The organism is Thalassobaculum sp. (assembly GCF_040219215.1).
GTDB lineage: Bacteria > Pseudomonadota > Alphaproteobacteria > Thalassobaculales > Thalassobaculaceae > Thalassobaculum_A.
In genome coordinates, this window is record NZ_JAVJSX010000012.1 from 161399 (window position 1) to 187903 (window position 26505).

25 protein-coding genes are annotated in these 26505 nt (G+C 65.6%); 15 read left to right on the forward strand and 10 right to left on the reverse strand.

Translation table 11 applies throughout. The annotated features are described in order from the left end of the window. The first annotated feature begins 9 nt into the window (after nucleotides 1-9). The 3 genes from RIC54_RS11745 to RIC54_RS11755 all read left to right on the forward strand — a co-directional run bounded on the left by RIC54_RS11745 (nucleotide 10) and on the right by RIC54_RS11755 (nucleotide 2496). Entirely contained in the window at nucleotides 10-891 is an 882-nt protein-coding gene (locus RIC54_RS11745) for a DMT family transporter (RefSeq protein ID WP_350097219.1), read from the forward strand. Between the two features lies 1 nt (nucleotide 892). Then, nucleotides 893-1543, forward strand: coding sequence for a helix-turn-helix domain-containing protein (locus tag RIC54_RS11750; RefSeq protein WP_350097221.1), 651 nt, complete (start codon nucleotides 893-895; stop codon nucleotides 1541-1543). Nucleotides 1544-1656: 113 nt separating this feature from the next. Continuing rightward, entirely contained in the window at nucleotides 1657-2496 is an 840-nt protein-coding gene (locus RIC54_RS11755) for a hypothetical protein (protein WP_350097223.1), read from the forward strand. An 8-nt stretch (nucleotides 2497-2504) separates the two neighbouring features. Here the strand turns inward: RIC54_RS11755 and RIC54_RS11760 are convergent, their stop codons facing one another. Both RIC54_RS11760 and RIC54_RS11765 read right to left on the reverse strand, forming a co-directional pair. Beyond that, on the reverse strand, nucleotides 2505-3935 hold the full coding sequence (locus RIC54_RS11760; protein ID WP_350097225.1) for an ABC transporter substrate-binding protein: 1431 nt from the start codon (nucleotides 3933-3935) through the stop codon (nucleotides 2505-2507). Between the two features lie 24 nt (nucleotides 3936-3959). Further along, complete coding sequence (locus RIC54_RS11765; RefSeq protein WP_350097227.1) at nucleotides 3960-5129, reverse strand: iron-containing alcohol dehydrogenase; 1170 nt, start codon at nucleotides 5127-5129, stop codon at nucleotides 3960-3962. 207 nt (nucleotides 5130-5336) lie between these two features. On the opposite strand from RIC54_RS11765, the gene RIC54_RS11770 reads away from it, so the two are divergent. Both RIC54_RS11770 and RIC54_RS11775 read left to right on the forward strand, forming a co-directional pair. Next, nucleotides 5337-7169: a monovalent cation:proton antiporter-2 (CPA2) family protein gene (locus RIC54_RS11770; RefSeq protein ID WP_350097229.1), complete on the forward strand. Its 1833-nt coding sequence runs from the start codon at nucleotides 5337-5339 to the stop codon at nucleotides 7167-7169. Nucleotides 7170-7269: 100 nt separating this feature from the next. Next, nucleotides 7270-8793: a putative bifunctional diguanylate cyclase/phosphodiesterase gene (locus RIC54_RS11775; protein WP_350097231.1), complete on the forward strand. Its 1524-nt coding sequence runs from the start codon at nucleotides 7270-7272 to the stop codon at nucleotides 8791-8793. Between the two features lie 20 nt (nucleotides 8794-8813). Here the strand turns inward: RIC54_RS11775 and RIC54_RS11780 are convergent, their stop codons facing one another. Then, nucleotides 8814-9974 (reverse strand): alpha-D-ribose 1-methylphosphonate 5-triphosphate diphosphatase, encoded by a 1161-nt coding sequence (locus RIC54_RS11780; RefSeq protein WP_350097233.1) that lies wholly within the window; start codon nucleotides 9972-9974, stop codon nucleotides 8814-8816. Nucleotides 9975-10094: 120 nt separating this feature from the next. Between RIC54_RS11780 and RIC54_RS11785 the strand changes: the two genes are divergently transcribed. After that, nucleotides 10095-10835, forward strand: coding sequence for a DUF1045 domain-containing protein (locus RIC54_RS11785; protein ID WP_350097235.1), 741 nt, complete (start codon nucleotides 10095-10097; stop codon nucleotides 10833-10835). Nucleotides 10836-10860: 25 nt separating this feature from the next. Here the strand turns inward: RIC54_RS11785 and RIC54_RS11790 are convergent, their stop codons facing one another. Further along, entirely contained in the window at nucleotides 10861-11895 is a 1035-nt protein-coding gene (locus tag RIC54_RS11790) for a GlxA family transcriptional regulator (RefSeq protein ID WP_350097237.1), read from the reverse strand. A gap of 170 nt (nucleotides 11896-12065) precedes the next feature. Further along, nucleotides 12066-13289, reverse strand: coding sequence for an imidazolonepropionase (gene hutI, locus RIC54_RS11795; RefSeq protein ID WP_350097239.1), 1224 nt, complete (start codon nucleotides 13287-13289; stop codon nucleotides 12066-12068). Between the two features lie 83 nt (nucleotides 13290-13372). Here hutI and RIC54_RS11800 point away from each other — a divergent pair, with 83 nt between their 5' ends. The 6 genes from RIC54_RS11800 (at nucleotide 13373) to RIC54_RS11825 (ending at nucleotide 17839) form a co-directional block, all read left to right on the forward strand. Next, nucleotides 13373-14695 (forward strand): formimidoylglutamate deiminase, encoded by a 1323-nt coding sequence (locus RIC54_RS11800; RefSeq protein WP_350097241.1) that lies wholly within the window; start codon nucleotides 13373-13375, stop codon nucleotides 14693-14695. 104 nt (nucleotides 14696-14799) lie between these two features. Then, a complete protein-coding gene (locus tag RIC54_RS11805; RefSeq protein ID WP_350097243.1) occupies nucleotides 14800-15162 on the forward strand; it encodes an ArsR/SmtB family transcription factor in 363 nt (120 codons plus the stop codon). A 19-nt stretch (nucleotides 15163-15181) separates the two neighbouring features. Then, nucleotides 15182-15520, forward strand: coding sequence for a rhodanese-like domain-containing protein (locus RIC54_RS11810; protein WP_350097245.1), 339 nt, complete (start codon nucleotides 15182-15184; stop codon nucleotides 15518-15520). 108 nt (nucleotides 15521-15628) lie between these two features. Further along, nucleotides 15629-16552 carry a sulfite exporter TauE/SafE family protein gene (locus RIC54_RS11815; RefSeq protein ID WP_350151041.1) on the forward strand — a complete coding sequence of 308 codons (924 nt, stop codon included), beginning with the start codon at nucleotides 15629-15631 and terminating at the stop codon, nucleotides 16550-16552. Further along, the gene (locus tag RIC54_RS11820; RefSeq protein WP_350097249.1) at nucleotides 16549-17313 is read left to right on the forward strand and encodes a TIGR02186 family protein; all 765 of its coding nucleotides are present in this window, start codon (nucleotides 16549-16551) and stop codon (nucleotides 17311-17313) included. Before RIC54_RS11815 ends, RIC54_RS11820 begins: the two co-directional genes overlap by 4 nt. Nucleotides 17314-17341: 28 nt before the next feature. Next, entirely contained in the window at nucleotides 17342-17839 is a 498-nt protein-coding gene (locus RIC54_RS11825) for a universal stress protein (protein WP_350097251.1), read from the forward strand. Nucleotides 17840-17871: 32 nt separating this feature from the next. On the opposite strand, the gene RIC54_RS11830 is transcribed toward RIC54_RS11825, so the two are convergent. The 3 genes from RIC54_RS11830 to RIC54_RS11840 form a co-directional block, all read right to left on the reverse strand. After that, complete coding sequence (locus RIC54_RS11830) at nucleotides 17872-18669, reverse strand: hypothetical protein (RefSeq protein WP_350097253.1); 798 nt, start codon at nucleotides 18667-18669, stop codon at nucleotides 17872-17874. 121 nt (nucleotides 18670-18790) lie between these two features. After that, on the reverse strand, nucleotides 18791-19882 hold the full coding sequence (locus RIC54_RS11835; RefSeq protein ID WP_350097255.1) for a TauD/TfdA family dioxygenase: 1092 nt from the start codon (nucleotides 19880-19882) through the stop codon (nucleotides 18791-18793). Between the two features lie 157 nt (nucleotides 19883-20039). Beyond that, complete coding sequence (locus tag RIC54_RS11840) at nucleotides 20040-20378, reverse strand: P-II family nitrogen regulator (protein ID WP_350097257.1); 339 nt, start codon at nucleotides 20376-20378, stop codon at nucleotides 20040-20042. 203 nt (nucleotides 20379-20581) lie between these two features. Between RIC54_RS11840 and RIC54_RS11845 the strand changes: the two genes are divergently transcribed. From RIC54_RS11845 to RIC54_RS11855, 3 genes are read left to right on the forward strand one after another with little or no spacing between them, the layout of a single operon-like run. After that, a complete protein-coding gene (locus RIC54_RS11845) occupies nucleotides 20582-23473 on the forward strand; it encodes a molybdopterin oxidoreductase family protein (RefSeq protein ID WP_350097259.1) in 2892 nt (963 codons plus the stop codon). After that, nucleotides 23470-24285: a 4Fe-4S dicluster domain-containing protein gene (locus tag RIC54_RS11850; protein WP_350097261.1), complete on the forward strand. Its 816-nt coding sequence runs from the start codon at nucleotides 23470-23472 to the stop codon at nucleotides 24283-24285. The genes RIC54_RS11845 and RIC54_RS11850 overlap by 4 nt, the downstream gene beginning before the upstream one ends. A 14-nt stretch (nucleotides 24286-24299) precedes the next feature. Continuing rightward, nucleotides 24300-25247, forward strand: a complete 948-nt coding sequence (locus tag RIC54_RS11855; RefSeq protein WP_350097263.1) for a dimethyl sulfoxide reductase anchor subunit family protein — start codon at nucleotides 24300-24302, stop codon at nucleotides 25245-25247. Here the strand turns inward: RIC54_RS11855 and RIC54_RS11860 are convergent. Together RIC54_RS11860 and RIC54_RS11865 are read right to left on the reverse strand one after the other, a co-directional pair. Further along, nucleotides 25226-25792 carry an NADPH-dependent FMN reductase gene (locus tag RIC54_RS11860; protein WP_350151044.1) on the reverse strand — a complete coding sequence of 189 codons (567 nt, stop codon included), beginning with the start codon at nucleotides 25790-25792 and terminating at the stop codon, nucleotides 25226-25228. The two genes, RIC54_RS11855 and RIC54_RS11860, sit on opposite strands and share 22 nt — an antisense overlap. 245 nt (nucleotides 25793-26037) lie before the next feature. Then, nucleotides 26038-26484, reverse strand: a complete 447-nt coding sequence (locus RIC54_RS11865) for a GNAT family N-acetyltransferase (RefSeq protein WP_350097267.1) — start codon at nucleotides 26482-26484, stop codon at nucleotides 26038-26040. Between the last annotated feature and the right edge of the window lie 21 nt (nucleotides 26485-26505).

Below are 26505 nucleotides of genomic sequence, written 5' to 3' on the forward strand. Positions count from 1 at the left end.
CCGCCGCATATGAAGGACTGGTGGAGCGTTCAATCCGATGTGTTCAAAGGCTCGGTTTGCCTGGCTGCGGCGGGTGCCGCGTTCGTCGGCATCAACGCCATCGTCCACAGCGTCGGTCGCACGATCCCGCCGTTCCAATTGGCGTTTCTGCAGCAGGTAGTCGTGCTCCTGCTGGTCGCCCCTGGAATCCTCGCCAAGGGCCTCGGCGTCATGCGGACCAAGACCCCGGCCCTGCATATCTGCCGGTGCCTAGCGACCGGCGTCGCGATCTTCAGCGGGTTCGTGGCCATGGCCAATCTGCCGGTCTCCGAGACCACCGCCCTGCTGTTCTCGCGCATGGTGTTCACGGCGGCCCTCGCGACTTGGTTCCTGAAGGAGGCGATCGGGGCCGCATCCTGGTTGCGGATCACCATCGCGGGTGTCGGTGTGATTCTGGTGCTGTCGCCCGATGCGTCTTCGCTCAATGTTTACGGATTCGCCGCGATTGTCTCCGCGCTGGCGATCTCGATCACCATGCTGCTGATCCGGGCGATGAAGGAGGAGACCGCAGAGGCCATCGTCGGCTGGCAGGCTGCCGGGCTGGTTCTGTTGTTTGGCGGCCCTGCCATCATCTTCTGGGTCCCACTCGATGGCCGTGGAGCGATCGCCTGCGTATCGGTCGGTGTCCTGTTATGGCTGGCGCAACACCTCAACGTCCTGGCATACCGCTACGCTGCCGCTGGGGCCATCCAGCCGGCGGAGGCAAGCCGGTTGGTCATCGCGTTAGCGATTGACGGGCTGTTATTCGGTACTATCCCCTCGATGACGGTGATCGGGGGCGTGGCCCTCATCCTGATGGCAGCCGGGTTCGGACGGATCGTTTGGCGCCGGAGACGCATGGAGAACGCCTGAGATGACGCGGGAGTTGACTGGGCGAGATCTCCACGAAGCCGCGCGAAAGCTGAAACTGTCCCAGAAGGACATCGCCAAGGCGACCGGCTTGTCGATCCGCACGGTCAACCGCGTGTTCAACACCCTGGGTCCGGTCGACGTGCGGCAGTCCACGCTGGACACCATCGCCAAGGTCGTCGGGATCGGCGCCAGCCCGGAGGGACACATACCCGACCCGCTGGTGGTGATCGACCTGCCTCCGAGCAAACTGCTGACCGCCCGCAACGACCTTCCCGACCTGTTCGCCATGCTGGAGATTGCCAGCTACACGCGCCAGAAGGCCGCCATGCTTGAACAGATGGCCAAGGTCAACGTGCACCGCACGACGTCCGTCTCGGTGCGCGACAACGATCTTTATTTCGACTGGATCGGCGACGGGATCCGCTGGGCCGGAAACCACGTCAAGGGATCGCGGGTCTTCGACCTCGCGGACGCCGCGGTCGCACGGGCTGCCGCCGAACGGTACTGGAAGGCGCTGATCACCAACGATCCGGTGTTTCAGTACGTGCGTACCCCGCTCGGGCTGGAGTTCATGGCCCTCACCATCGCCACCGATACCCGGACGCTTCCCGGTCTCGTGACGATCACCGCGCTCGGCCGCCCGCAGTTTTAGATTCCAACCACCAGAAGAAAAACACGCCAATTGGCGTTTCTTGTATTCTCGTACGTCGTCTTGATGGTGTAATACTTCGCGCGTGAGGTGTGGATCATCCGGGACGGAAACGAATGCAGACCCAACAGACGGACTCGATCTGGGTTGACGGGAGCGGACGCGCCGTCGCGATAGGCGCCGCCGATCGTCCTGACACCGCCGAGGACCGCATTCACGCCATGGACCGGCTCGGATGGGTCCAGGTGCGCGAGGCCGCGGATGGTATCGAGTTCTGGGTCAACCCGCTGTCGGCCCAACAGCCGACCCTTCGCATGGCGATGAATGTGACGGCCAGCCTGCAGGACGCAGACCGCCGGCGCCCGGTGATCATCAAGGTGCACGACCGAGGCTCACGTGGGTCGCTGGTTGCCGATACGATCGACCAGATGCCGTCGTTGCTGCAGGATTCGGTTGAACTCACGTCGCGTCCTGGATTTCCGTTGATGCAGGACCGGCTGACCGGTTGTCTGCCGACCGAGATCAACGACGACCACGTCCAGGACATGTGGAAGTTCCTGGTTTCAACTCAGTTCCGGCCGTCCGAGGAACTGCGGGAACGCGTGGAATCGTCCGACCGGCGGGCCAAGATCGTGACGGTCTGTTCCCGACGCGGCACCGTCCAGTATCTGGCCCATGATCGCCAGACTGCCCCGTTCTGGCAGCAGTCCATCGATTTCACCGGCCGGTACCTGGACGATCTGCCGCTGCCCGTTCCCCTGAAGCGGTCGCTGCGGTCCGACCTGATGACCATGCTGCTCGAACGGCAGATCGTCGTGTCCTTCGTCCGCGGCCTGCGGCGCATCACCTCGGACGCGGCACCGATCGACAGTTTCTTCCGGGTCAGCATACCGCTCCGCTGGTTCGGCGACGCGGAGGTTCGCCCAGCGCTCGTGCTGCTGGCCCCGTACGGCTGATCCGTCCTTCAGAACCGCGGCAGCGTCGCCACGTCCAGGACGCCGTCCGCACGCATTCGCCAGTCCCGGTGGACGCCCGAGAGCCCAACGAAGCGTCGGTGGTTGTAGAGGTACAGCCACGGCGGATCGTTCTGCAGCACGCCATAGCATCGCCGGTACAGCGCTTCGCGCTCGCCATCGTCCACCGTCGTCCGTGCCCGGTCGAGCAGCGTTTCGGCCTCGGAGCTATGGTAGCCCTGCCACCATGAGCCGGCGACCCGCGCGTCGATCTTCTCGTACAGCACCCGGAACGTGCTCATCGGGCTGGAATCGAAGACACACAGGTCGTGGATCTGCTTGAGCCGGACCTGGTTGGCGTAGGCGGTCCGGTCCTCGACCCGGTGCACGTTCAGCGAAACGCCGACCTCCGCCAGTTGCGACGCAACCGCCCCGGTCAGCGCCTCCGCCTCGTCCGGCAAGCGGGTCGGGCAGTCGACGTCGAGCGCCAACCCGTCACTCCAGCCGGCCTCACCCAGCAGCCGGCGCGCGGTATCGAGGTCCCGGCCGAGGGCCGACGTGTCGCCAATCGCTCCGAAATGCATCGGACTGACGAAACCGCACAACGGTTCGCCGGCACCACCGAGCACCGACTCCACCAACGCCGCCCGGTCGAGCGCGAGGTTCAAAGCCCGTCGCACCCGGGAATCCTGGAGCGGGCCACGGGCGGCGTTGAGCAGATAGATGATTGCGGTCGGCGACAAATGATCGACACAGGTGATCGTGGTCTCGCCGGCCAATCGCCCTCGCCCGGCGCCGCCGAGATCACTCGCGACCTGCGCCTTACCGGACAGCAGGGCCTCCAGGCGTTCCGTGCGATCGGCCACACACCACCACCGCAGGATCGGATTGGCCGGTTCTCCTGAAAAATGACCGGACTCTGTCCGCACCGTTAATTGGTTTCCGGGCGCGTAGTCGTCCACTCGATACGCGCCGCAACCAACCGGCTGCCGGTCGTCGGATGCCGGCGACAGCACGTAGCCGGATCCCAGGATGTCGAGGAGATCGGCCAACGGGCGTTCCAGCGTGATCCGAACCCGGGAACGATCAAGCGCTTCGACCCCCGCGCCGGACAGGTACTGGGCGTATACCGCCGGCGCGCCGAGCGTGGCGCCCATGTCCGGCCGGGCCATCCGGGCGATCGAATAGGCAACCGCTTCGGCATCGACCGGAGCACCGTCGTGAAAGTGCACGCCCGGCCGAACCTGGAAAGTCCAGGTCCGCGCATCGTCCGACACCGACCAACGCTCCGCCAACGCCGGCCGCCAGCGGGCATCCGGTCCGCGGCGGACCAGGGCCGAGTGCACTGCCTCAAGAATTGCGAGTGCGTCCGGATCGTCGGAACAGTCGTGCGGGTCGATCAGGTCGACCCTTCCCTGAACGATCGTCGTCGCCTGCTGCATTACGATCTCCGGACCTGTCCGGGACTAGCGGTTGGCGCCCCAGACCTGCTTGTACAACTCGACGATGTCCGCCTCATTGGGAACCTTCGGGTTGTTGGCGTGCGAGCCCGAGGCGACGCACTGGGCGGCCATGGTTTCCATCAGCCCGAACCACTTCGCCTCGTCGATCCCGTAGGCCGGCGGGCTCGGCACCTCCAGGTCCTGATTGATCTGGAACAGCCAGTCCAGCAGCTTGTTGGCTGCCGCCTCGTCGCCGTCGCCGCGTTCAGCAGCACCGATCAGGCGCCCGGCCTCGGCGTATCGGTCAAGGGCGGCGTCCAGCGACCACCGGGTGACGGTCGGCAGCAGCATGGCGTTCGACAGCCCGTGCGGTACGTGGAAATGCGCACCGATCGGCCGGCTCATGCCGTGCACCAGCGCGACCGAGGCGTTGGAGAACGCCAGGCCGGCCTGGGTGGCGCCCAGCATCATCTGCTCGCGCGCCTCCCGGTTGGTCGGCTCGAAGCAGGCGGTGCGCAGGTATGCGCCGATGCGCTGCATTGCCGCCACCGCCATGGAATCCGAGTACGGGTTGCGTTTCCGGCTGACGAACGCCTCAAGGGCGTGCGTGAAGCTGTCGATGCCGGTGTCGGCGGTCAGCCGGAATGGCTTTTTCATGGTCAGTTCGAAGTCGACGATCGCGCCCTGGGCCTGACCGCCCAGGCACATCACCAGCATCTTCTCGTCGGTCTCGACATCGGTGATCACGGTACCTCGGGTCACTTCCGAGCCGGTCCCGGCGGTTGTCGGGATGCAGACCAGCGGGGCGGCGGCAGTATCGACGCCGTTCGGCACCTTGTAGTCCCGCATCCTCCCACCGTGGGCCGCGAGGATGTTCATCGCCTTGGCAGTATCCATCGGCGAACCGCCGCCGAACCCGATCAACCCGTCATAGCCCCCGTCCTTGAACACCTTCACGCCGGCTTCGACCACCGTCGTGGTCGGATCGGGCACGGTATCGGAGAACACGCCGTAGCTGACGCCGGCCTCGTCGAGCGGCCCGGTCAATGCCGCGACCAGCCCTGACGAAACCATGAACGGGTCGGACACGATCAGCGGGCGGGTGACGCCGAGCTTGCCGAGCATTTCCGGCGCGCGGCCGATCGAGCCTCCGCCGATCAGCATGATCCGGGGGCCGAAGATCGTGGCGGACATGGCGTGCTCTCCCTGAAGGCTCTGTCGATTGATTTCCGGGACGATACGCGGCGGTGGGAAACCGGGGCAAGCATCCCTTCCGGAAGTCAGATTCCTGAAGGGCTCGGAGACCGCCTGTAACGCGATAACAACAGCGTGGACAAATACGTAAGAGGGACAACACAGATTCCGGATGAACGCACATCGGTGTGCTAGAATCGGATTGCCATGGCGCTCGTACAAGACACCGTCCTGTTTCTCGGTTCCGCGGTGATCGCGGTTCCCATACTGAAGCGTCTCGGCTTCGGTTCACTGCTCGGCTATCTCGCGGCCGGCGTGGCGATCGGGCCGTCGCTCCTCGGACTGGTGTCGGATGTCGACGCAATCCTGCATTTCGGCGAGTTCGGCGTCGTCCTGCTGCTGTTCATCATTGGGCTCGAGTTGCATCTGTCGCGGCTCTGGGCTCTTCGCAGGCCCATCCTCGGGCTGGGATCCAGCCAGATGCTCTTGAGCGCTGCCGCCATCGCGGCGGGAGCCTATCTGGTCGGCATGCGGCCGCAGACCGCCGTGGTGATCGGCCTGGTTCTGGCGCTGTCGTCGACCGCTTTCGCGCTGCAGACCTTGTCCGAGCGCAAGGAACTCCGCACCCAGCACGGCCGGGCCGCCTTCTCGATCCTGCTGTTCCAGGATCTTGCAGTCATCCCCCTGCTGGCGGTGCTGCCATGGATCGCCACCGCGTCGATCGCCAAGGTCGCCGATGGCGCATCCCAGATCACGGAGACCGACTGGCTGTCGATCGCCTTCTCGGTGTTCGTCGTCGTCGTGGCGGTGGTCGGCGGGCGCTATGTCGTCCGGCCGATGCTGCGTCTGGTGGCAGCCGCCGGCGTACCGGAGCTGTTTACCGCCGCGGCCCTGCTGGTCGTGCTCGGCATGGCGCTGTTGATGGAAGAGATCGGTCTGTCTATGGCGCTCGGAGCCTTTCTGGCAGGCGTGCTGCTGGCGGACACGCAGTACCGACACCAGCTCGAGGGCGACATCGAACCGTTCAAGGGCCTGCTGCTGGGGCTGTTCTTCATCGCCGTCGGCATGTCGATGGATCTCGGGCTGCTGGTCGAATCGCCGTTCGCCGTGCTTGGCGCGGCCCTCGGGTTGATGGCCATCAAGACCGCGGTTCTGATGGCTCTCGGCCTTGGTTCCGGAATGCGCTGGCAAGCCGCGCTGGCGCTGGCGGCCGTCTTGCCGCAGGGCGGCGAGTTCGCCTTCGTGCTGTTCGGCCAGGCGACCAGCGTCGGCGCCGTCAACCGGCCGACCGCCGATTTCCTGATCCTGGCAGTCGCCATTTCAATGGCGCTGACGCCGCTGTCCGTGCTGCTGGCGGACCGGTTGCGCCAAGCGTTTGAACGTGACGACTCCGCGGACGCTCCGCCCCCGGAGGTCGACGAGGACGAGCCTCGGGTGGTGATTGCCGGATTCGGACGGTTCGGACAGATCGTCGGCCGCCTGCTCAACATGCGGCGCATCAAGTTCGTAGCGCTCGATTCCGACAACTCTCGGATCGAGGTGGCACGGCGGTTCGGCAACCTGGCGTATTTCGGCGACGCCAACAGGCTTCAGGTCCTGGAAGCCGCCGGCACCGGTTCTGCGGAGATCTTCGTGATTGCGGTCGACGATCCGGATCGAGCGGTCGAGATCGCCCGCATGGTCCGAATGCATTTTCCTGCAATTCGCGTGTTCGCCCGTGCAACCGACCGCTTTCACGCCTACCGGCTGATGGAGGTCGGGGTCGATGCGGTGTTTCGCGAGATGTTCGGCTCCAGCATCGATCTCACCAAGGCCGTGTTCGTCGGGCTCGGGATGCCTGGCCGGGAGGCCGATGAGATCACCAGCACCTTCAAGGACTATGACGAGGCACTGGTTCGCGAGCAGTACCGTTTGCGCGGCGACGAGACCGCCATGATCCTTTCGGCCCGCGAAGCCGCGGTCCATCTGGCAAGCCTGTTCGAACACGACAAGGAAATCTTCGACGACACCGACCCGTCTGGCCGTGAAGCTGCAGAGTAGCGCACCGTTGTGATCGTAAACGTCTGTTAACCATCTCTCTTTACGGTGATGAAACGCAGGGTCACTAGGGTGCCGATACGCGAGAAAGAGGCGCGCGCATATGGTTGAACCGACTATTCAAGGCGTTCTGGACACGATCCTGCATGCCTTGCCCTGGCTGCTGACCGGCACGGCAGTCGGTGCGCTGTGCGCGCGTCCGTTATGGGCAGGGGTTGCGAGGAGCGGCCGGACGGCGAACAAGCCGTCGGCCAGCGACACTGCCCAGACGGTCGATGTTTCGGCGCGCGAGACATTGCACCACCGGCTGGAAACCGCCCTGGAGGGGATGCGCGACGACGACGGCGCGCCGGCTCTGGTGGTCCTCAACTTCGACAACTTCCGCTTCGTCAACGACGGGTTCGGCCACACCACCGGCGATGCGGTGCTGGCCGAGGCGGCCAAACGCATCCGCGGTGCGCTGCGCCACTCCGACACGTCGGCACGCATCGGCGGCGACGAGTTTCTGGTACTGCTTCAGAGCACCGGAGGCGCCGCACCGGCCCTTGTCGTCGCCGAACGTCTGCGCGCGACCGTGTCTCAGCCCTACGACATCGATGGCAAACGCTTCCAGCTCTCGGCCAGCGTGGGCATCGCCCTGGCGCCAAGGCATGGCCGGACCGCCGCGGAGTTGACCCGCAGCGCCACGGCCGCCATGTCGGCCATCAAGCGTCGCGGCGGCGACAGCGTTGAACTTCCGACCGTGATCACGACGAGCGATGCGTCGGAACGTCTGCGCCTGGAGGCCGAACTCCGCCAGGCGCTCGAACGCGGCGAGTTCGAGCTTCACTACCAGCCCAAGTTCACCCTGGCGAACGGCACGCCGACCCTGATCGGCGCCGAAGCGTTGCTGCGCTGGGACCATCCCGAGCGGGGCCTGATGCCGCCAGCCGCCTTCATGCAGATTGCCGAGGAAACCGGGCTGATCGTGCCGATCGGCGACTGGGTGCTGCAGGAGTCGCTGAAGGCGGTCAAACGCTGGAACTCCGATGCCAGTTCGCCCGGCACGCCGTTGACGGTCGCCGTCAACCTGTCGTTCAAGCAGTTCGATCGGGTCGGGTTCTTCGAGTTTGTCCGAGACTCCCTGCACGACGCCGGCGTTCAGCCGAGCCTGCTTGAGTTGGAACTGACCGAGAGCATGGTCATGCACAACCCGGACAACACGGTCGGCGTGATGCGCCGCCTGCGGTCACTGGGCGTTCGCTTCTCGATCGACGACTTCGGAACGGGCCATTCATCGCTCGGGCTGTTGAAGCGGTTGCCGGTGCAGTCGGTCAAGATCGATCGGTCGTTCATGCAGGACGTTCCGGTCAGCGACGACGACACAGCCATCGCCCTCGCCATCCTTGGCCTCGCCCATACCCTCGGAATGGAGGTCGTGGCCGAAGGCGTGGAGACCGAGTCCCAGCTTGCCTTCCTGCGGGTCCGGGGATGCGACGCGGTCCAGGGATTCCTTCTGGGCCGGCCGATGCCGGAAGCCGAGTTCCGTTCGACCCTGGAACGCACGGCACGTCCAACCGAATCCAGTTCAGATTTAGCCGCGGGAATGCCGCTCATGGCAGCCGCCGTGACCGTCGACGGCGACTGAGTCACCGTCGGGTCCGGCCGTCAGATCGTCCGGGCGATCTCGGTGCGATGAACGGCCCGCCCGTTGACCAGCGTCCCGACCACCCGGACGGGGCCGGTGCCGCCCTCCTGCACGATCGCCAGATCCGCCCGTCGTCCCTCGGTGATCAGGCCGCGATCGTCGAGGCCGGCAGCAGCGGCCGGATTGGCCGACACCAGCGCCCAGGCATCCGCGAAACGCGCGTCACCCGACCTTGCCAGCACGAACGGCGCCTGCACCAGCGACGGGTAGTAGTAGTCCGACACCAGGATCGTGCAGCGGCCCTCGCGCACTTCCCGAGCCGCCAGAATGCCGTCGGCGCCGAGATGGCTGCCACCGCGGACCACATTCGGCGCGCCGCAGATCACAGGATCGCCCAGCGCGACCGCCGTCTCGGCGGTCGGCGTGTTCATCGGGAACTCCGCGATCCGGCAGCCGACCGAATGATACCGCCGGCGCATGTCCGGCGTGTGGTCATCATGGCTCGCCAAGGCCACTCCTTTGGCTACTGCCGCCGCCGCCAGCCGGTCGATCGACGCCGGCACCTCAGCCTTCCGTTCGGCAACGCGGTGCAGCAGATCGACGAAAGCATCGTGGCTCAACCCGGTGCGCGCCGTGTAGGTGGCCGTCGACTTCCCCTTGACCAGGATGCGGTCGAGGATGATGTCCGAGTGATCGTTGAACGCCAGGAGATCGACGGAACCTTCGTCGAGCCACCCCATGATCTCGGCCTCGGCGTCGAGATTGTAGGTCTCGTGACGGAGGTGGAACCGGGTGTCGCACGCCAGTTGCGGCTTCACGGCCTCCAGCGCCGCCTTCAGCCCCACGGTCGACTCCCTCCCGCGCAGCCCGGGCTCCCACGAGTAGGTAACGCCGTGATAGGCGGTGGTGATTCCGTTCGAGACCAGCTGCGCGTCGGTGTCGAGCAGCGCCAGGTCCATCGGGAAGTGCACGCCCGGCCGCGGCATCATCTGGCGCTCGAACGCGTCGCCGTGCAGGTCGATGACCCCCGGCAGCACCCAGGCATCGCCAACATCCCACTCCTCGCCCCGGCAGGCGTTCCCGACGGCGGCAATCCGCCCGCCCTCGATCGTGACCGTGGTGTCCTCGACTGAACCGTCGGCCAGCAGCACACGCCGGCTTGCTATCGTGCGGATGGTCACCGGCCTTCTCCTGTTCCGGGGGGCGTGGCATAACCCCGGCCGGGGTCGACGCCAGTCCTGATTACCTTTGGTTCGATCGGAAGGCCAGACCGTCCGACAGCATTTCACGGGAGTGTCACAGTGGTGCAGTTTCCCGATTTTCCTGCCAACGATGCCCAGCCGGAGCCGGCATGGCCGCGTTACGCCATCTACTTCGCTCCGGAACCCGGGTCGCCGCTGGCGGAGTTCGGCGCCGACTGGCTGGGACGTGATTGCGCGACCGGCACGGAGCGCGTGCAGGCGGGCGTACCGGGCCTGTCACCGGAACGGCTGTCCGCCATCACCGCAAGTGCCCGAAACTACGGTTTTCACGCGACCCTCAAGGCTCCATTTCACCTGAAGCACGACCGGCCGCTCGAAGCGCTGGGCGATGCCGCAGCGGCGTTTGCGGCCGCGCGCGCGCCGATCATCGTCCAACTCGGACTGCGCTCGCTCGGAGGCTTCTTGGCCCTGATGATGACGCCTCCGGATCACCGCGTAATGGCGCTGGCTGCCGACGTCGTCCAGCAACTCGACGGATATCGGGCATTGCCGAGCGACGCCGAGTTGGCACGACGCCGCGAGGCTGATTTGTCGTCCCAGCAGGAGGCGCTGCTGCAACGCTGGGGATATCCCTATGTGATGGGGGAATTCCGCTTCCACATGACATTGTCGTCGCGCCTGCACGATGGTCCGGAGCGGGATTCGATCGTCGCTGCCCTGGAACCACGGGTCGCCGCAGTGACTGCCACGCCGAGTGCGATCGATGCGGTCGCCCTGTTCCGGCAGGATCAACCGGGGTCGCCGTTCGTAATGGAACGCCGGTTCCCGTTCGGCGGCTGACCCGCTTCGCCTCTGAAAGAATCGGTCAGATCTGCCCGATTGCCGCCGGCGGCAGATCGAGTATCGGGGGTACCGAACTCGCTGCGGTCCCGGTGACCCCGCCGGTGGCGCGTTCGGCCCGCGGCGTGCGCCCGAAACACTCCCGGTAGCATTTCGAGAAATGGCTGGCCGACACGAATCCGCAGGCCAACGCCACCGACAGGATCGACATCGACGTCTGGACCAGGAGCTGGCGCGCCCGCTGCAGCCGCAGGGTCAGGTAGTAGCGGGTCGGAGTCGCGCCGAGATACTTGCGGAACAGCCGCTCAAGCTGGCGCGTCGACAACCCGGCCCGTTCCGCCAGATCGGTCTGGCTCAGCGGTTCTTCAAGGTTCAGTTCCATCTCGCTGATCACCGAGATCAGCTTGGGATGGCTGACGCCGAGACGGGCGCGCAGCTCCATGCGCTGGTGATCATGGGGCTCGCGGATACGGTCGTGAATGAACTGCTCTGACACCTGGTTGGCCAAGGTCTGCCCATGCTGCCGGCCGATCAGATGCAGCATCATGTCGAGCGCTGCCGTTCCACCGGAACAGGTGAAGCGGTCCCGGTCGATCTCGTAGAGATCCGACGACACCTCGATCTCGGGAAAATCCTCGGTGAAACCGCCCAGGTTTTCCCAATGGATGGTGCAGCGACGGCCGTCGAGCAGACCGGCACGGGCCAGCAGATGGCTGCCGGTGCACAGCGCGCCCATGATCGCCCCCTGGCGGGCGATACGGCGCATGAATCCGAGAATTCGTTCGTCTTCGTACCGCTGGACGTCGATGCCGGTCACCACCACCAGAATCTTCTCGCGGTCGACTTCCGCCATGGCGTGGTGCGGCACGACCTCGATGCCGTTGCTGGCAGACACGGGTTTGCCGTCCGGACTGATAATCCGCCATTCGTACAGCGTGCGGCCGGACATCCGATTGGCTGACCGCAACGGCTCCACCGCCGATGTGAAGGCCATCATCGAGAAGTTCCGGATCAGCAGGAACCCGATTTTCGTCGGGACCGCGTTCGGGTCGTCGAACATGGAACGGGCGTGCTCCGGAACCGCCTTTTCACGATCGCCGGACAGCCCGGCGTCGGAACGAGACTACTGCCAACAACGCACATAAAGCATTCGGAAAATATCAGAAAAGCGATATTCGCACGAACCGCTGCAGCGCGACGCTGTCGAGGAATCGACGCTCGGCCATCCGCCTACCCAAGCAACGTGGGCACACCGTTGCGAATCACCGTCTGGCATGGGTTGAAGCCGATGCGATAGGCCAGTTCGGCAGGCTCGTCGATCGACCAGTGCACAAAATCGGCGACCTTCCCGACCTCCAGCGTGCCACGATCGGCCAGTCGCCCCAGGGCTTTGGCAGCGTTCCGTGTCACCCCTGCCAGCGCCTCCGCCGGGGTCAGCCCAAACAGCACGCAGGCCATGTTCATGGTGGTCAGAAGCGACGTCACGGGAGACGAGCCCGGGTTGCTGTCGGTGGCGACCGCAATCGGCACGCCCGCATTGCGCAAGCGCGCAACCGGCGGTTTCCGCGTCTCGTTCAGCATGTAGAACGCGCCCGGCAGGAGCACCGCGACGGTCCCCGACTCGGCCATCGCCTCAATTCCATCGGCGCCGAGATACTCCAGATGATCGGCGGACAGCGCGCCGAACTCCGACGCCATGACGGCGCCGCCCAGGTCGCTCAGCTGCTCGGCGTGAATCTTCACCGGCAACTGGAACAGCGCCGCTGCGTCGAACAGGCGTCCAACCTGCGCCGGGGAGAACGCTATGGTCTCGCAGAACGCATCGACCTGATCGACGAGCCCCTGCTCGACCGCCGCCGGCAGCACCTCGTCGCACACGAAGTCGATGTACCCGTCGGCATCCCGCGCCCACTCAGGCGGTAAGGCATGGGCGCCCAGGAACGTCGTAGTCACTTCGATCGGCAGACGGTCCTGCAACGCGCGTGCGACCCGCAGCATCTTCAGCTCGGCGTCCAGATCAAGGCCGTAGCCGGACTTGATCTCGACGACCGTAACCCCTTCGGCCAGAAGCGGACGCATCCGGCGCATGGCACTTTCGAGCAATTGGGCTTCGGTTGCGGCACGGGTCGCCGCGACGGTGGACAGTATACCGCCGCCGGCGCGCGCTATATCCGCGTAGCTGACACCCATCAACCGCTTCTCGAACTCGCCAGCACGTTGACCGCCATGAACGATGTGGGTGTGGCAGTCGATCAAGGCCGGGGTGATCCAGCCACCCTCCAGTTCGTGGACGATCGCGGCCACGCTGTCGGCGGGACCAGGAAGGTCCTCGCGGGCGCCCACCCAGGCGATCCGGCCGTCCTTGACCGCAATGGCGCCGTCCTCGATCCTGCCGTACGGGTCGGGTCCCGCAAGCGTGGCGAGCCCGATATCAACCCAGAGAGAATCCCACATGCCGCACCCCACCCGTTCGGCAAGCCGCTGGATCAACGGCGAGGCCGCCGCGGCGAACCAACCGTAATCGGATGGCAACGATCATGCAAAACCCTCGATCATCGCGTTGGTTCGCGCCTTGGGCGCTGCTGCCGTCGGGTTGGTGCCGCGATGTCCTGATGGAAGGCGACGCGGCGGGCAATTTGGTCCGGGTCGTCCCCGACACCGATCCCGGCGATGCCACCCGGCTCAACGGGGTCGTGATCCCAGGCGTTCCGAACGTTCACAGCCATGCGTTCCAGTTCGCGCTCGCCGGCAAGGCCGAGCGCGCCGGTCCCAGCCGGGCCGACAGCTTCTGGACCTGGCGGGAGCTGATGTACGGATTCCTGAGCGACCTTGATCCAGACGGCATCGAGGCCATCGCGACACGGCTTTACCGCGCCATGCTGGCGCGCGGCTACACCTCCGTCGGGGAGTTCCACTACGTCCACCACGACGTCGATGGACGTCCCTATGCCGACCCGGCCGAGACCTCGCGCCGTCTCCTGCGGGCTGCCGAGACCGCCGGAATCGGTATTACCCTGCTCCCGGTCTATTACGAGGATGGCGGTTTCGGCGGCGCTCCCGCCGGTCCGCGCCAAAGCCGCTTCCTGCACAATCCGGATGGCTTCGGCCGGCTGCTTCAGGCACTGGCCCCGGATTTCGGTTCGCGGCCCGACCGCCGCCTCGGCATCGCCCCGCATTCCCTGCGTGCGGTTCGCCCGGACCGCCTGACCGAGGTCCTCGCCGCGCTGAACGACCTCGATCCGAACGCGCCCATCCACCTGCACATCGCTGAACAGCCGCGCGAGGTCGCGGATTGTCTGGATTGGTGCGGAAAGCGGCCGGTAGAGCTTCTGTTCGACACCACAGCCGTCGATTCGCGCTGGTGCCTGGTGCACGCCACTCACCTCTCCGATGAGGAACGGCGGGCAATCGCCACCTGCGGCGCCGTCGCCGGATTGTGCCTGACGACGGAAGCCAACCTCGGCGATGGCCTGTTTCCCGCTGAATCCTACCTGGCGGAGGGCGGGTCGATCGGCATCGGTTCGGACAGCCATGTCTGCGTCGACCCGGCCGAAGAACTGCGCTGGCTGGAGAACGGACAGAGGCTGATCACCGGCCGGCGCACCGTGCTGGCCGACGAACCAGGCTCGTCGGTTGGAACCGGATTGCTGCAACGGGTCTGCCGTGGCGGCGCGGCAGCGCTGGGCCGTGAGATCGGAGCAATCGCCGCCGGATTCCGCGCCGATTTCGTTGTGCTCTCCGACGAGTTCGAGAGCACCGCCGAAGCACCGGCGACCCTCGTAGACCGCTGGATCTTTGCACCCGCCGGCATCCGAGTCGTCGATACAGTCGTTGGAGGCCGGTCGCGCCTTGTGAACTGACTGGCTGTTCACGTTCGCGTTTTCCTATAGTGTTGTCAGGACGGTTGCACCTTGCGTGTGTGTTGACTTAGGAATCACTACCTGATGATCGAATAGCAGCTCCGATGACGACGACACGCAATGCCAGCGCCAACGCGTTCTCAGACCAAGCCGCAAACGCTGCGGCGTTGCTGAAGATCATGGCGAACCACCGCCGGCTGGTCGTGTTGTCCGAACTGGCGTACTTCGGCGAACGGTCGGTCAGTGAACTCGAGGCGATCAGCGGCCTCAGCCAGTCTGCGTTGTCTCAGCACTTGGCGAAAATGCGCCAGCATGGGATCGTGGCCACACGCAGATCGGCCCAGACGATCTACTATTCGCTGGCTTCCCATGAAGCCCGGATCCTGCTTGATGTACTATGCCGGCTCTACGAGCCACGTGCAGAAACCATTGTCGTCTCGGAGGCTGGCACAGCCGTAACCGGGTGACGCGAAACCGGACCGAGCGATGACCGACCCGACAACCCAGTTCATCGACGCAGCGACGCTGGCAGACTGGCTGAACGACGGCAAGGTCGCGCTGTTCGACGTCCGCGAAGAGGATGAATTCGCGGTTGCGCGAATTGCAGGATCTACGCTGATTCCGCTGTCGCGCTTCGATCCTTCGGCCATTTCCGCGCCCGACGGTCATCGCATCGTGCTGCATTGCCGCAGCGCACGGCGGTGCGGCCTGGCCGCCGAGCAACTGCGCCTGAACGGCGATCGGCGCGATCTGTACCGGCTGGAAGGCGGGATCATTGCGTGGGTCCAGTCCGGCCTGCCGGTTGAGCCTGGCGACAACAGCTAAGCCTTTACCAAACAAACACCTTTTACAGCGCCTTGGATGGGTGTACCACTAATGGTGCGCTCTTGATCTTGTTCGGGGCGTGCCCCTATTTCCGCCGCCGGGCGCCCAATGCACGTCTACCTTCCCATCGCCGAGATCTCGGTGAACATCTTCCTCATCCTGGGGATGGGTGGGATGATCGGAGTGCTCTCGGGATTGTTCGGGGTGGGCGGCGGCTTTCTCATGACGCCGCTGCTGATCTTCATGGGAGTGCCGCCGGCCGTCTCGGTCGCAACCAGCGCCAATCAGATCGTCGCGTCCTCGGTGTCGGGCGTGATTGCGCACTGGCGGCGCGGCAACGTCGATTTCAAGATGGGGCTGGTGCTGCTCGTCGGTGGCGTCTTCGGATCGTCCGCCGGCGTGGCTTTGTTCACGCTGCTGCGCACGTTCGGTCAGATCGACCTGGTGATCAACCTGAGCTACGTCGTCTTTCTCGGCACCATCGGCCTGCTGATGCTGAACGAGAGCCTGCGGGCGATCGTGCGATCGCGCAGACCGACGGTTCGGCGCTCCAAACTGCACCAGCATACCTGGCTGCATGGCTTGCCGCTGAAGATGCGGTTCCGGCGCTCCAAGCTGTACATCAGCGCCCTGCTGCCGCTCGGCATCGGATTCTTCGTCGGCCTCCTGACCGCCCTGATGGGCGTGGGCGGCGGGTTCGTCATGGTACCGGCGATGATCTATCTGCTCGGCATGCCGACCGGCGTCGTGGTTGGAACCTCGCTGTTCCAGATCATCTTCGTGACCGCCAATGTCACGTTTCTGCAGGCGATCAACACCCAGACGGTTGACGTCGTCCTGGCTGTCACCCTGCTGGTCGGAGCGGTCATCGGCGCGCAGTTCGGGACCCGGCTCGGGGCAAAACTGAAAGGCGAACACCTGCGCAGCCTGCTGGCCCTCATGGTGCTCGGCGTCTGCGCCAAGATCGCGGTCGACCTGGTGGTCACGCCGGCCGATCTGTACTCGGTCGACTTCCTGACGGGGCGTGGATGACCGGGCGGGCGCGGCGTTTCATGATTACGGCCGGCTTGGTGCTAAGCGCCTTTGCGGCCATCCCTGCGGTCTACGGCAAGCAGGATCTCGTCGCCAATCTATCGGATCATGAGATCGCCATCACCACCGGATTTACCGGGGCGAAGCTGTTGCTGTTCGGCGCAATCGAGGGCGAGGGACAGATCGTCGTTGTCGTTACCGGCCCGCGGCAGTCCGTGAAGGTCCGCCGCAAGGAGCGGGTCGCCGGCATCTGGATCAACACCGATTCAATGACCTTCGACAACGTGCCGTCTTTCTACGCCGTGGCAACCACCGAATCGCTCGACCAGGTCGACCCCGATATCCGCAACCGCCAGGAGATGGGGCTCAATCACCTCAATCTCAGGCCGGCCGACATCGACGACGACGTCTCGACCGACGACATCAAGGCCTTTCGCGAAGGCTTGGTCCGCAACCAGGTGCGCCATGGGCTGTATTCAGCCACCAGCGGGCGCATCACGTTGGTGTCCGACCGACTGTTCGACACCTGGGTGTCGTTTCCGGCCAACGTGGTCACCGGGATCTACACCGTTTCCGTCTACTACATCCAGGACGGCAGCCCGGTGCATGCCCAGACGACGCCGCTGCGGGTGTCGAAGATCGGGCTTGGAGCCTATGCCTTCCGCTTCGCCCACACCAATGCAGCCGCCTACGGCGTCTTCGCGATCGTGATCGCGGTTCTGGCAGGCTGGCTTGCAGCCGTGATCTTCCGTAAAGTCTGAGTGGCCCTGGGGCGTTTCGGAATTGGGAATGAGTGGTTCTGCCAACAGCAGCGCATCTGAGGAGCACCCGCGCGTCTTCCTGGTCGTTATCGACGACAGCGAAGAAATGCGCGTTGCCCTGAGGTTCGCTGGACAGCGCGCGCGGCATACCGGAGGGCGGGTGGCGCTGTTCCGGTCGATCGAGCCCGTGGAGTTTCAGCACTGGATGGGCGTCGGCGAAATCATGCGCGAAGAGGCCCGCCAGGAGGCGGAGGCCCTTATGGAGCGCATGAGCGAGCAGGTCGTCGAGATGACCGGCGCCATTCCGATCATCTACCTGCGCGAAGGGACGACCCGAGAAGAACTGCTGAGCCTGATCGATGAGGAAAAGTCGATCTCGATCCTGGTGCTGGGAGCGGCCGCCAAATCGGATGACCCGGGGCCGTTGATCAGCTTTTTGGCCAGCAAGGCGGCCGCCCGCTTGCGGATTCCGATCACCATCGTCCCGGGCTCGCTCAGCGATGAAGAGATCGACGCCCTGACGTAGGCGCAGGCGCGCGACCTTGGCCCTGATCGGAACTAACCAACTGCCTTTGGTACGACCGCTACCTGGAACTGCCGGCTCAGGCCGGTCCGTTTAGCAATATCAGCCGGCATCACACGGAACTCGAACGAGTCGCGGGCACCCATGCCCGGCTGAAACACCTGTGTGCCATGAAGATACTGGTGGTCGAAGGCAATCACCCCGCCAGTTTTGATCTGTGGCGTGATGAACCGGACATCCGGGTCCGCAGCCATCGCAGCAGATACATCAGCGTCAGGAAACAGCGTGCCTCGACGGCTCACATGATCGAACCGGCCGTTGGAGTCCGCAGTTTCAATCATACGCGACCAAAGGGATGCAGGTCGCCGGGCGGCATCGACCAGTGTTATGCCCGGGGCATCGACGCCCACATCGACCAGCGGGATCCACAGATTCACGATTGGTGTGTGGAGGCCGAAGATGTTGGCGTCAAAATGCCATTGTGCGGGGACCGGGTTTCGGCTCGGGTCAAATCGCCGAAAGATGCAATAGGTCAGCACCGCGACCAGATCGTCCCCCATCTGCGCCCTGCACCAGGCCATCATCGGAGACGCTGCCAGTAGGTGAAGCACATGGCCCACCGGGCGCTCGCCATGCGACTTCAGCAGATCCGCCAGATTGACCCACCACCGTTGATCGCGCTGTCCTTCATCAAGCGGTCCGCGGAGGCCGAGCGTCTTGGAAACGACTTCCTTCAGATCGGCAACAGTCACGGGGTCCAGGCCGGCCTCAAAGATCCGATGGCGATCCGGCACCATCGTCCCCGGCACCGCTTGCTCTTTGGCGGCGGACATCAATGCAACTCCACACAAGTTCTACCGGCTAACCCGACCGCCCGCACCAGTCACTCGATCATTGTCTCACAAGACGCATAACCGACGTCAATTGCACACACCTCCCGGCCATGCACAGCGATCAGGCCGCCGCGGACGCTCCGGCGACCATCATTCCACCTCGATAGGCACCGGGATCGATCGAGCCCCACGTCTCGCGATAGGATTCCGGCAACGGACGGGTGTTCTTTGGCGCGAACCACAGCCGGTACAACAGCCGGTCGGCGCGGCTTGCCGCATTGTCGGTGAACGGTGTGCGGCCGTGATAGACGAGGTGGTTATTGTAGAACACCATCTCGCCCGGCTGAAGCCGGAAGACATGGCACTTCTCCTCGGCGACCTCGGCCAGGAGATCCAGCGCCGCATTCATTTCCGGCGTCATCTTCGGCACCCCGTCGATGCGCTGAGCTTCTTCCACGAAGGTGCGGGAATACTGGCTGCTGAAATGGCCGTCGCGGAAGTTGAACACCGGCATAGCAAACACCTTGGTGCCACCGCCGACATCCTGGGTTTCCCGGGTGCGCCAGTACGGCTGGCACAGCAGATCGTGCAGGTCGGGTCGGCGAGCCAGGATCTCGTTTCGCACGGCCAGCGAGCTCGCGACCTTGCTCTCCCCTCCGGCGCCGGCCTGGCGCACACAGAGAAGACCAAGGACATCAGCCCGGTCGGTATGGAAACGCAGCGGCCCGTTCGACTGTGCCTTCTGAGTCGACGTCAGCGAATTCTCGGTCACCGACGGTGCATGGGCCTGAAATTTGCCGCTGGCTTCGTCGCGGACATCGCGCATCAGCTTGCCGTCCACCGACTGAGGCAGCAGGGGACCGAGATGGGCGCCGATCCCGGCCCACAACAGCCGCAACTCCTCATCCTCGTAGTTCTCGACCGGCAGGCCGGTCAGCAACGCCACGCCGCGGCCGCTCTCAAGCTGTTCGAGCAGCGCCGACAGCTTGGGGGCGAGGATCGGCAACGGGAAATCCGCTTTGGTCACCGACTTGAAGTCCAGGCCGCGCGCCTTGACGCCGCGGAACGCCGAGTCGATCTCGGAAACCTCAGCCGTGCTCAACAACTGTTTCCAGCCGCCATCACCGGCTAGTTCCGCACCGCTCCACGCGGCCGGACCGTTCATCGGCTCCCGGACAATCTCGGCGGAACGCTCTGACAAAGACGCGGACATTGCATTTCTCCCTTTCGGCGGCGTCGGGCGTTGCACCCGATACCGCTTGCTGATGCTGCCGAGCGTTGCACCCGGCGAGCCGGAGGCTGTTTCAGGTCAGGCTCCTTCTGCGCGAGTAAGCCTACGCCGCTGTCGATGGAGCGCCAAGATCCTGATGTCAGATTGCGGCGCTGCCGGTCTCTCCGGTCCGGATCCGCACGGCTTCAAGCACATCGAGCACGAAGATCTTGCCGTCGCCGATGCGGCCGGTCTGGGCCGCATCGGCGATGGTCTCGACCACCTTGTCCGCCATGTCGTCGTCGACCACGACCTCAAGCCGGACCTTGGGGACGAACTCGATATTGTACTCGGCTCCACGGTAGATCTCGGTGTGGCCGCGCTGCCTCCCGTACCCTTTGATCTCGGAGACCGTCAGCCCCTCCACCCCGGCCTCGGATAACGCGGCCCGCACGTCGTCCAGTCGGAACGGCTTGATGATCGCCATGACCAGTTTCATCGTTTGCTCCTTGTTGCGCCGAGGGCGGCCGATGGTGCCGCAGCCCGCAATCTTGTGGTTAAACAGCGACAAGATAACCTGAAATCGCGATGACCACGCACTCCATGGATCCGCGATGCCCAATGTCGGAATTCGCAAGCATCTCTTGACCCGCTGTTGACCAGCTTGCACCTTCCAGTCTTGCCAGACTGGAGTCCGTCCGAATGATCCCCAATCCCTTCGAGACCGTGCGCGAGGTCGTCGACCCGTCGCCGCCGGTCTCCGACGCGGTCAAGTACACGACCTGCTACATGTGCGCCTGCCGATGCGGGATCAAAGTCCACCTCAAGGACGGCCGGATCCGCTACATTGAGGGCAACCGGAACCATCCCGTGAACAAGGGCGTGCTGTGCGCCAAGGGTTCCGCCGGGATCATGACCCACTATTCGCCGGCCCGCCTGACCAAGCCGCTGCGCCGGGTCGGTCCGCGCGGTTCCGGGGAGTTCGAGGAAATCGAGTGGGAGGAAGCGCTGGCCACCGCCGCCGGATGGCTCGGCGAGATCCGCGGTCGCGATCCCCGCAAGCTGGCGTTCTTCACCGGACGCGACCAGTCGCAGTCGCTGACCGGATGGTGGGCCAGCCAGTTCGGCACTCCCAACCACGCCGCCCATGGCGGCTTCTGTTCGGTGAACATGGCGGCGGCCGGCCTTTACACCATCGGCGGTTCGTTCTGGGAATTCGGTGAGCCGGACTGGGATCACACCCGCTACTTCATGATGTTCGGCGTCGCCGAGGATCACGACTCCAACCCGATCAAGATGGGCCTCGGCAAGATCAAGGGCCGGGGCGCCAAGTTCGTCTCGGTGAATCCTGTTCGCACAGGCTACTCGGCGATCGCCGATGAGTGGGTCGGTATCCGGCCCGGCACCGACGGCCTGCTGGTGCTGGCGATCGTGCATGAACTGCTGAAGGCCCGGCGCGTCGATCTCGACTATCTGGTGCGCTATACCAACGCCCACTGGCTGGTGATCCAGGATCCGGGCGCCGCCGAGGACGGGCTGTTCGCCCGTGACGAGGCCGGCAACCCGCTGTGCTTTGACAAAAACTCGGGAGCGCTTGCCAGCGCCCTGCTGGCCGACGTGGCACCGGCGCTGGTCGGCGAACACGCCCTGCCCGATGGCCGCACCGCGGTGCCGTCGTTCCAGCTTCTGCACGACCGGTACGTCGCCGACGAGTATGCGCCAGACGCTGTCGCCGAGCGTTGCGGTGTCCCCGCCGACACCATCCGCAGGCTGGCCGCCGAGATCGCACACGCCGCCTTCGAGCAGGAGGTGGTGATCGAGCAGCCCTGGACCGACTGGGCCGGGCGCAAGCACGACCGCATGATCGGCCGACCGGTCGCCATGCACGCCATGCGCGGCATCTCCGCCCACTCCAACGGCTTCCACACCTGCCGCGCCCTGCACCTGCTGCAGGTGCTGATCGGCTCGATCGATGCGCCCGGCGGCTTTCGCTACAAGCCGCCGTTCCCGCGCCCGGTGCCACCGCCGGTCAAGCCGGCCGGCAAGACCGGGCAGGTCAGCCCGAACACACCGCTGGCCGGCCCGCCGCTCGGGTTCCCGATGGGGCCGGAGGATCTGCTGGTAGAGGCCGACGGCACGCCGCGCCGCATCGACAAGGCGTATTCCTGGGAGGCGCCGATCGCCGCCCACGGTATGATGCATATGGTGATCCGCAACGCCTGGGCCGGCGATCCATACCCGGTCGACCTGCTGTTCATGTACATGGCCAACATGGGCTGGAACTCGTCGATGAACACCGCCGGTACCATGGCGATGCTGACCGACAAGGATCCGGCCACCGGCGAGTACCGGATCCCCAAGATCATCTACGCCGACGCCTACGCGTCCGAGACCATCGCCTATGCCGACCTGGTGCTGCCGGACACTACCTATCTGGAGCGCTGGGACTGCATTTCCCTGCTCGATCGGCCGATCTGCGACGCCGATGGCGCCGCCGACTCGATCCGCCAACCGGTGGTGCCCCCGGACCGCGACGTACGGCCGTTCCAGGACGTGCTGATCGACCTCGGCGTGCGGATCGGCCTGCCGGGGCTGACCCACCCCGACGGCACGCCGAAGTACCCCGGCGGCTACCCGGACTATCTGGCCAACCACGAACGCTCGCCCGGCATCGGCCCGCTTGCCGGTTGGCGCGGCACCGATGGCAGCAAGGGCGGCAAGGGCGAACCGAACCCCGACCAACTCGCGCGCTACGTCGACAACCAGTGTTTCTGGCGCCACGAGTTCAAGCCGGAGGAACGCTACTTCAAGCACGCCAACAAGACCTATCTGGAGACCGCGGTGTCGCTGGGCCTGATCGGCAAGGCCGAGCCGATCATCCTGCAGCTCTACGCCGAGCCGCTCCAGAAGTTCCGGCTCGCCGCCCAGGGCCACGGCGCCGTGGTACCGCCGGAGGGCCACCGGGCGCGGGTTGAGCGCTATTTCGACCCGTTGCCGTTCTGGTACCCGCCGTTCGAGGGCGATGCCGTGGCCGAGGAAGGCTACCCCATGCACGCGATCACCCAGCGCCCGGCGGCGATGTACCACTCCTGGGGGTCGATGAACGCCTGGCTGCGGCAGATCCACGGTCTCAACAAGCTGTACATGAGCCGGGAGCGCGCCGAATCCCTGGGCATCGCCGACGATGACTGGGTGGCCGTCACCTCGCACCACGGCCGGATCAAGGCCCAGGCCAAGCTGATGGAGGGCGTGAATCCCGACACGGTGTGGACCTGGAACGCCATCGGCAAGCGCCGCGGTGCCTGGAACCTTTCGGCCGACGCACCGGAGGCGAACAAGGGCTTCCTGCTGAACCACCTGATCGCCGAGTTGCTACCGGAGCGTGGCGGCGGCTACCGCTACTCGAACTCCGACCCGGTCACCGGACAGGCCGCCTGGTACGATCTGCGTATCCGCATCGAGAAGGTCGCGGCCGATGCGCCCGGCACCGTCGCCGAACCGACGTTCGAGCCGGTAGCCACGCCGCCGAACCCGCCCCGAGCCACGGCCATGCTGCGTTTCGGCGCCCCCTCTGGCCGGGAGGCTGCCGAATGACCATGCTTCCCGCCACGGCCGGGGCCAAGAAGCTCGGCCTCGTCATCGATCTCGACATCTGCGTCGGCTGCCATGCCTGCGCGGTGAACTGCAAGGAATGGAACTCCGGCGGCCATTCGGCCCCGATGACCGACTGGAACGCCTACTCCGGCACCGAGAGCACCGACGGAGACGATGCCGGCGCCTGGGGCGTGTGGTTCAACCGGGTCCACACCTATGAGGTCGGTGACGGCGCCGAAGGCCGCACCGTGCACTTTCCCCGCTCCTGCCTGCACTGCGAAACGCCGGCCTGCGTCACCGTCTGCCCGACCGGCGCCAGCTACAAGCGCGAAGAGGACGGCATCGTCCTGGTCAACGAGGACCTGTGCATCGGCTGCAAGCTGTGCTCGTGGGCCTGTGCGTATGGCGCCCGGGAGTATGACCACGAAGACGGCGTGATGAAGAAGTGCACGCTGTGTATCGACCGGATCTACAACGAGAACCTGGAGGAAGTGGACCGGGTCCCGGCCTGCGTCTCGACCTGCCCGGCCAGCGCCCGGCATTTCGGCGATCTGGGCGATGCTGACAGTGCGGTCTCCAGGCTGGTGGCCGAGCGCGGCGGCTATGACCTGATGCCGGAGATGGGCTTCAAGCCGACCAACAAATACCTGCCGCCACGCCCCGGCAAGACGGCCTGCGGGTCGACCGGAGCGCCGAGCCGGCTTGAACAGCTGGTCGCCGAGGCGGCCGACGCCGTGCCCACGGGCGCGGCGATCCCGGCGACAACCGGCGGCAAGCTGCTCGCCTGGGTCGACGCCGTGCTGTCGCGCTGACGGAGATCAGATCCATGCATCCCGCCGCCTCCGTCATCTTCTTCACCACCGCCTCCGGCGCCGGCTACGGCCTGCTGTTCCTGATGGGGATCGCCGGCGCCGCCGGCCTGGTACCGCCGACCCTGGCATTCGGGCTGGTCGGCTTCACCCTGGCTTTCGGCCTGATCACCACCGGCCTGCTGGCCTCGACCTTCCATCTGGGACGACCCGAACGGGCATGGCGGGCGTTGTCGCAGTGGCGCTCGTCCTGGCTGTCGCGCGAGGGCGTGGCCGCACTGGTCACCTACGCGCCCGCCGGGCTGTTCGCGCTCGGCTGGGTGGTGTTCGGCGAGGCGCGCGGGGTGTGGGGCGTGTTCGGCCTGCTCGGCAGCCTCGGCGCGGTCGCCACCGTGATCTGCACCGGCATGATCTACGCGTCGCTGCCGACCATCCGGCAATGGCGCCAGCCGCTGACGATTCCCGGCTACCTGGCGATCGGCCTTTACACCGGCGCGCTGTGGATGGCGCTGCTGACCGCCGCGTTCGGTGGCACCGCGAGCGTGTTCCTGTGGCTCGCCGTGCTGGCCGGCCTCGCCACCGCCGCGGTCAAGTCGCTGTACTGGCGCACTATCGACACCGAGGCTCCTGTCACCACCTCGGGCACGGCGACCGGCCTGGGGTCGCTCGGCCGGGTTCGCCTGCTTGACGCGCCGACCACCTCGCAGAACTACGTGATGCGCGAGATGGGCTACCGGGTTGCCCGCAAGCATGCCATGAAGCTGCGGGCCATCGCCGCGGTCGCTGGCGTCGCCGTTCCGGTGCTGCTGTTGCTGATCGCCGCCGTGGTCGGTGGAAGCGGCGCGGTGGTGCCGGTGTTCCTGGCCGCCCTGTCCGGTTCAGCCGGCGCGGTCGTCGAGCGCTGGCTGTTCTTCGCCGAGGCGACCCATGTGGTGACGACGTATTACGGGGCCGAGGCCGCCTGAGCAGCGGCCTTCGCAAAGCCCGCCACGAAGGTCCGCAACTGCTCCTCCACAGTACCACCAACCTCAAAATTGCCGTCGCCGTCGAACACCTTGCCGGCCTGCGCCACCGTCAGGCGGCCGCCGAACCAGGGTGCGGTGCCGAGCGTTCGCAGCACCGGCAGCCAGGATCCCTGCGCCAACACCGTGCCGAAGCCTCCGGGCGTCGCCCCGATCACCGCGACCGGCTTGCCGCCGAACACGCGCCGGCTGTCGGCCGGCGGCCGGGACAGCCAGTCGAGGGCGTTCTTGAACACACCGGGCATGGCGTTGTTGTACTCGGGCGTCGCCAGGATCAGCCCGCCTGCCCCGGCGATCAGGTCCTTCAACTCGGTCACGCGCGGCGGAATCCCCTCGGACTCTTCAACATCGGCATCGTAGAGCGGGATGCCCCTGACGGTCTCAACCACCAGTTCGACGCCCTCCGGCGCCACGCGCGCGGCCGCCCGCAACAGGGCGGTGTTGAATGAAGCCTCGCGGAGGCTGCCTGAAAGTCCGACCAGTTTCACGATCCGTCTCCGTACAAGGATGAGTTGGACGCGCGAGCGCGCGGGTGACATGGCTGCATCCTGTCACGCTGTCCAGAGTTGGCCCACACTGTCAAAGTAACAAGCCGCCCGCTTGACGTATGCTGGCACGAGCCGTTCGCGCAACGCCTGGGACTTAAGGCGGGAATCGAGCAGCAGATCCATCAGTCACGTCCCACGGCGCCGTGCTGGACGTCAAAGGGCGATCGCGGCCGATCTTGAGTTGATCAAGCCTCGGGGACCCGCACAAAGTAGTCGTCGAACGGTTCGTCATGGGTCCACACGAAACCATGACGCCGGTAAAATCGGGCAGCCGGGCTGCCCTTCAGCACGCCGAGGCGGATCGGCAGGGCTGCCGCATCGGCCTCGGCGATCAGCATCCGCAGCACCGTACCGCCTACGCCGCGGCCCTGCACAGCGTCGTCCAAGTAGAAATGCTCCAGCACCAGCCCGCCGTCGGCCGGTTTGAGCGCGACGCAGCCGGCGAACCGGCCGTCGACCAGGACCAGCCGCAGATGGGTCGGGTCGTAACTGTCGCGAAAGTACCGGCGGGCACGCTCCGGATCGAAGCGTCCGACCCGCTCCAGATGCGGACGCAACACCCGGATACGCAATTCCAGCAACCGCTCGAAATCGGCTTCGGATGCCGGCTGGACGACGACGGCGTCAGACATGGCGGCTCCCGCGAAGATCTG

What these genes read in the sequence shown, in the direction of transcription:
- RIC54_RS11745 (WP_350097219.1), top strand. Translation starts at nt 10, where the DNA reads ATGAAGGACTGGTGGAGCGTTCAATCCGATGTGTTCAAAGGCTCGGTT.
- RIC54_RS11750 (WP_350097221.1), top strand. Translation starts at nt 893, where the DNA reads ATGACGCGGGAGTTGACTGGGCGAGATCTCCACGAAGCCGCGCGAAAG.
- RIC54_RS11755 (WP_350097223.1), top strand. Translation starts at nt 1,657, where the DNA reads ATGCAGACCCAACAGACGGACTCGATCTGGGTTGACGGGAGCGGACGC.
- RIC54_RS11760 (WP_350097225.1), bottom strand. Translation starts at nt 3,935, where the DNA reads ATGCAGCAGGCGACGACGATCGTTCAGGGAAGGGTCGACCTGATCGAC.
- RIC54_RS11765 (WP_350097227.1), bottom strand. Translation starts at nt 5,129, where the DNA reads ATGTCCGCCACGATCTTCGGCCCCCGGATCATGCTGATCGGCGGAGGC.
- RIC54_RS11770 (WP_350097229.1), top strand. Translation starts at nt 5,337, where the DNA reads ATGGCGCTCGTACAAGACACCGTCCTGTTTCTCGGTTCCGCGGTGATC.
- RIC54_RS11775 (WP_350097231.1), top strand. Translation starts at nt 7,270, where the DNA reads ATGGTTGAACCGACTATTCAAGGCGTTCTGGACACGATCCTGCATGCC.
- RIC54_RS11790 (WP_350097237.1), bottom strand. Translation starts at nt 11,895, where the DNA reads ATGTTCGACGACCCGAACGCGGTCCCGACGAAAATCGGGTTCCTGCTG.
- hutI (WP_350097239.1), bottom strand. Translation starts at nt 13,289, where the DNA reads ATGTGGGATTCTCTCTGGGTTGATATCGGGCTCGCCACGCTTGCGGGA.
- RIC54_RS11800 (WP_350097241.1), top strand. Translation starts at nt 13,373, where the DNA reads ATGCAAAACCCTCGATCATCGCGTTGGTTCGCGCCTTGGGCGCTGCTG.
- RIC54_RS11805 (WP_350097243.1), top strand. Translation starts at nt 14,800, where the DNA reads ATGACGACGACACGCAATGCCAGCGCCAACGCGTTCTCAGACCAAGCC.
- RIC54_RS11810 (WP_350097245.1), top strand. Translation starts at nt 15,182, where the DNA reads ATGACCGACCCGACAACCCAGTTCATCGACGCAGCGACGCTGGCAGAC.
- RIC54_RS11815 (WP_350151041.1), top strand. Translation starts at nt 15,629, where the DNA reads ATGCACGTCTACCTTCCCATCGCCGAGATCTCGGTGAACATCTTCCTC.
- RIC54_RS11820 (WP_350097249.1), top strand. Translation starts at nt 16,549, where the DNA reads ATGACCGGGCGGGCGCGGCGTTTCATGATTACGGCCGGCTTGGTGCTA.
- RIC54_RS11825 (WP_350097251.1), top strand. Translation starts at nt 17,342, where the DNA reads ATGAGTGGTTCTGCCAACAGCAGCGCATCTGAGGAGCACCCGCGCGTC.
- RIC54_RS11830 (WP_350097253.1), bottom strand. Translation starts at nt 18,669, where the DNA reads ATGTCCGCCGCCAAAGAGCAAGCGGTGCCGGGGACGATGGTGCCGGAT.
- RIC54_RS11835 (WP_350097255.1), bottom strand. Translation starts at nt 19,882, where the DNA reads ATGTCCGCGTCTTTGTCAGAGCGTTCCGCCGAGATTGTCCGGGAGCCG.
- RIC54_RS11840 (WP_350097257.1), bottom strand. Translation starts at nt 20,378, where the DNA reads ATGAAACTGGTCATGGCGATCATCAAGCCGTTCCGACTGGACGACGTG.
- RIC54_RS11845 (WP_350097259.1), top strand. Translation starts at nt 20,582, where the DNA reads ATGATCCCCAATCCCTTCGAGACCGTGCGCGAGGTCGTCGACCCGTCG.
- RIC54_RS11850 (WP_350097261.1), top strand. Translation starts at nt 23,470, where the DNA reads ATGACCATGCTTCCCGCCACGGCCGGGGCCAAGAAGCTCGGCCTCGTC.
- RIC54_RS11855 (WP_350097263.1), top strand. Translation starts at nt 24,300, where the DNA reads ATGCATCCCGCCGCCTCCGTCATCTTCTTCACCACCGCCTCCGGCGCC.
- RIC54_RS11865 (WP_350097267.1), bottom strand. Translation starts at nt 26,484, where the DNA reads ATGTCTGACGCCGTCGTCGTCCAGCCGGCATCCGAAGCCGATTTCGAG.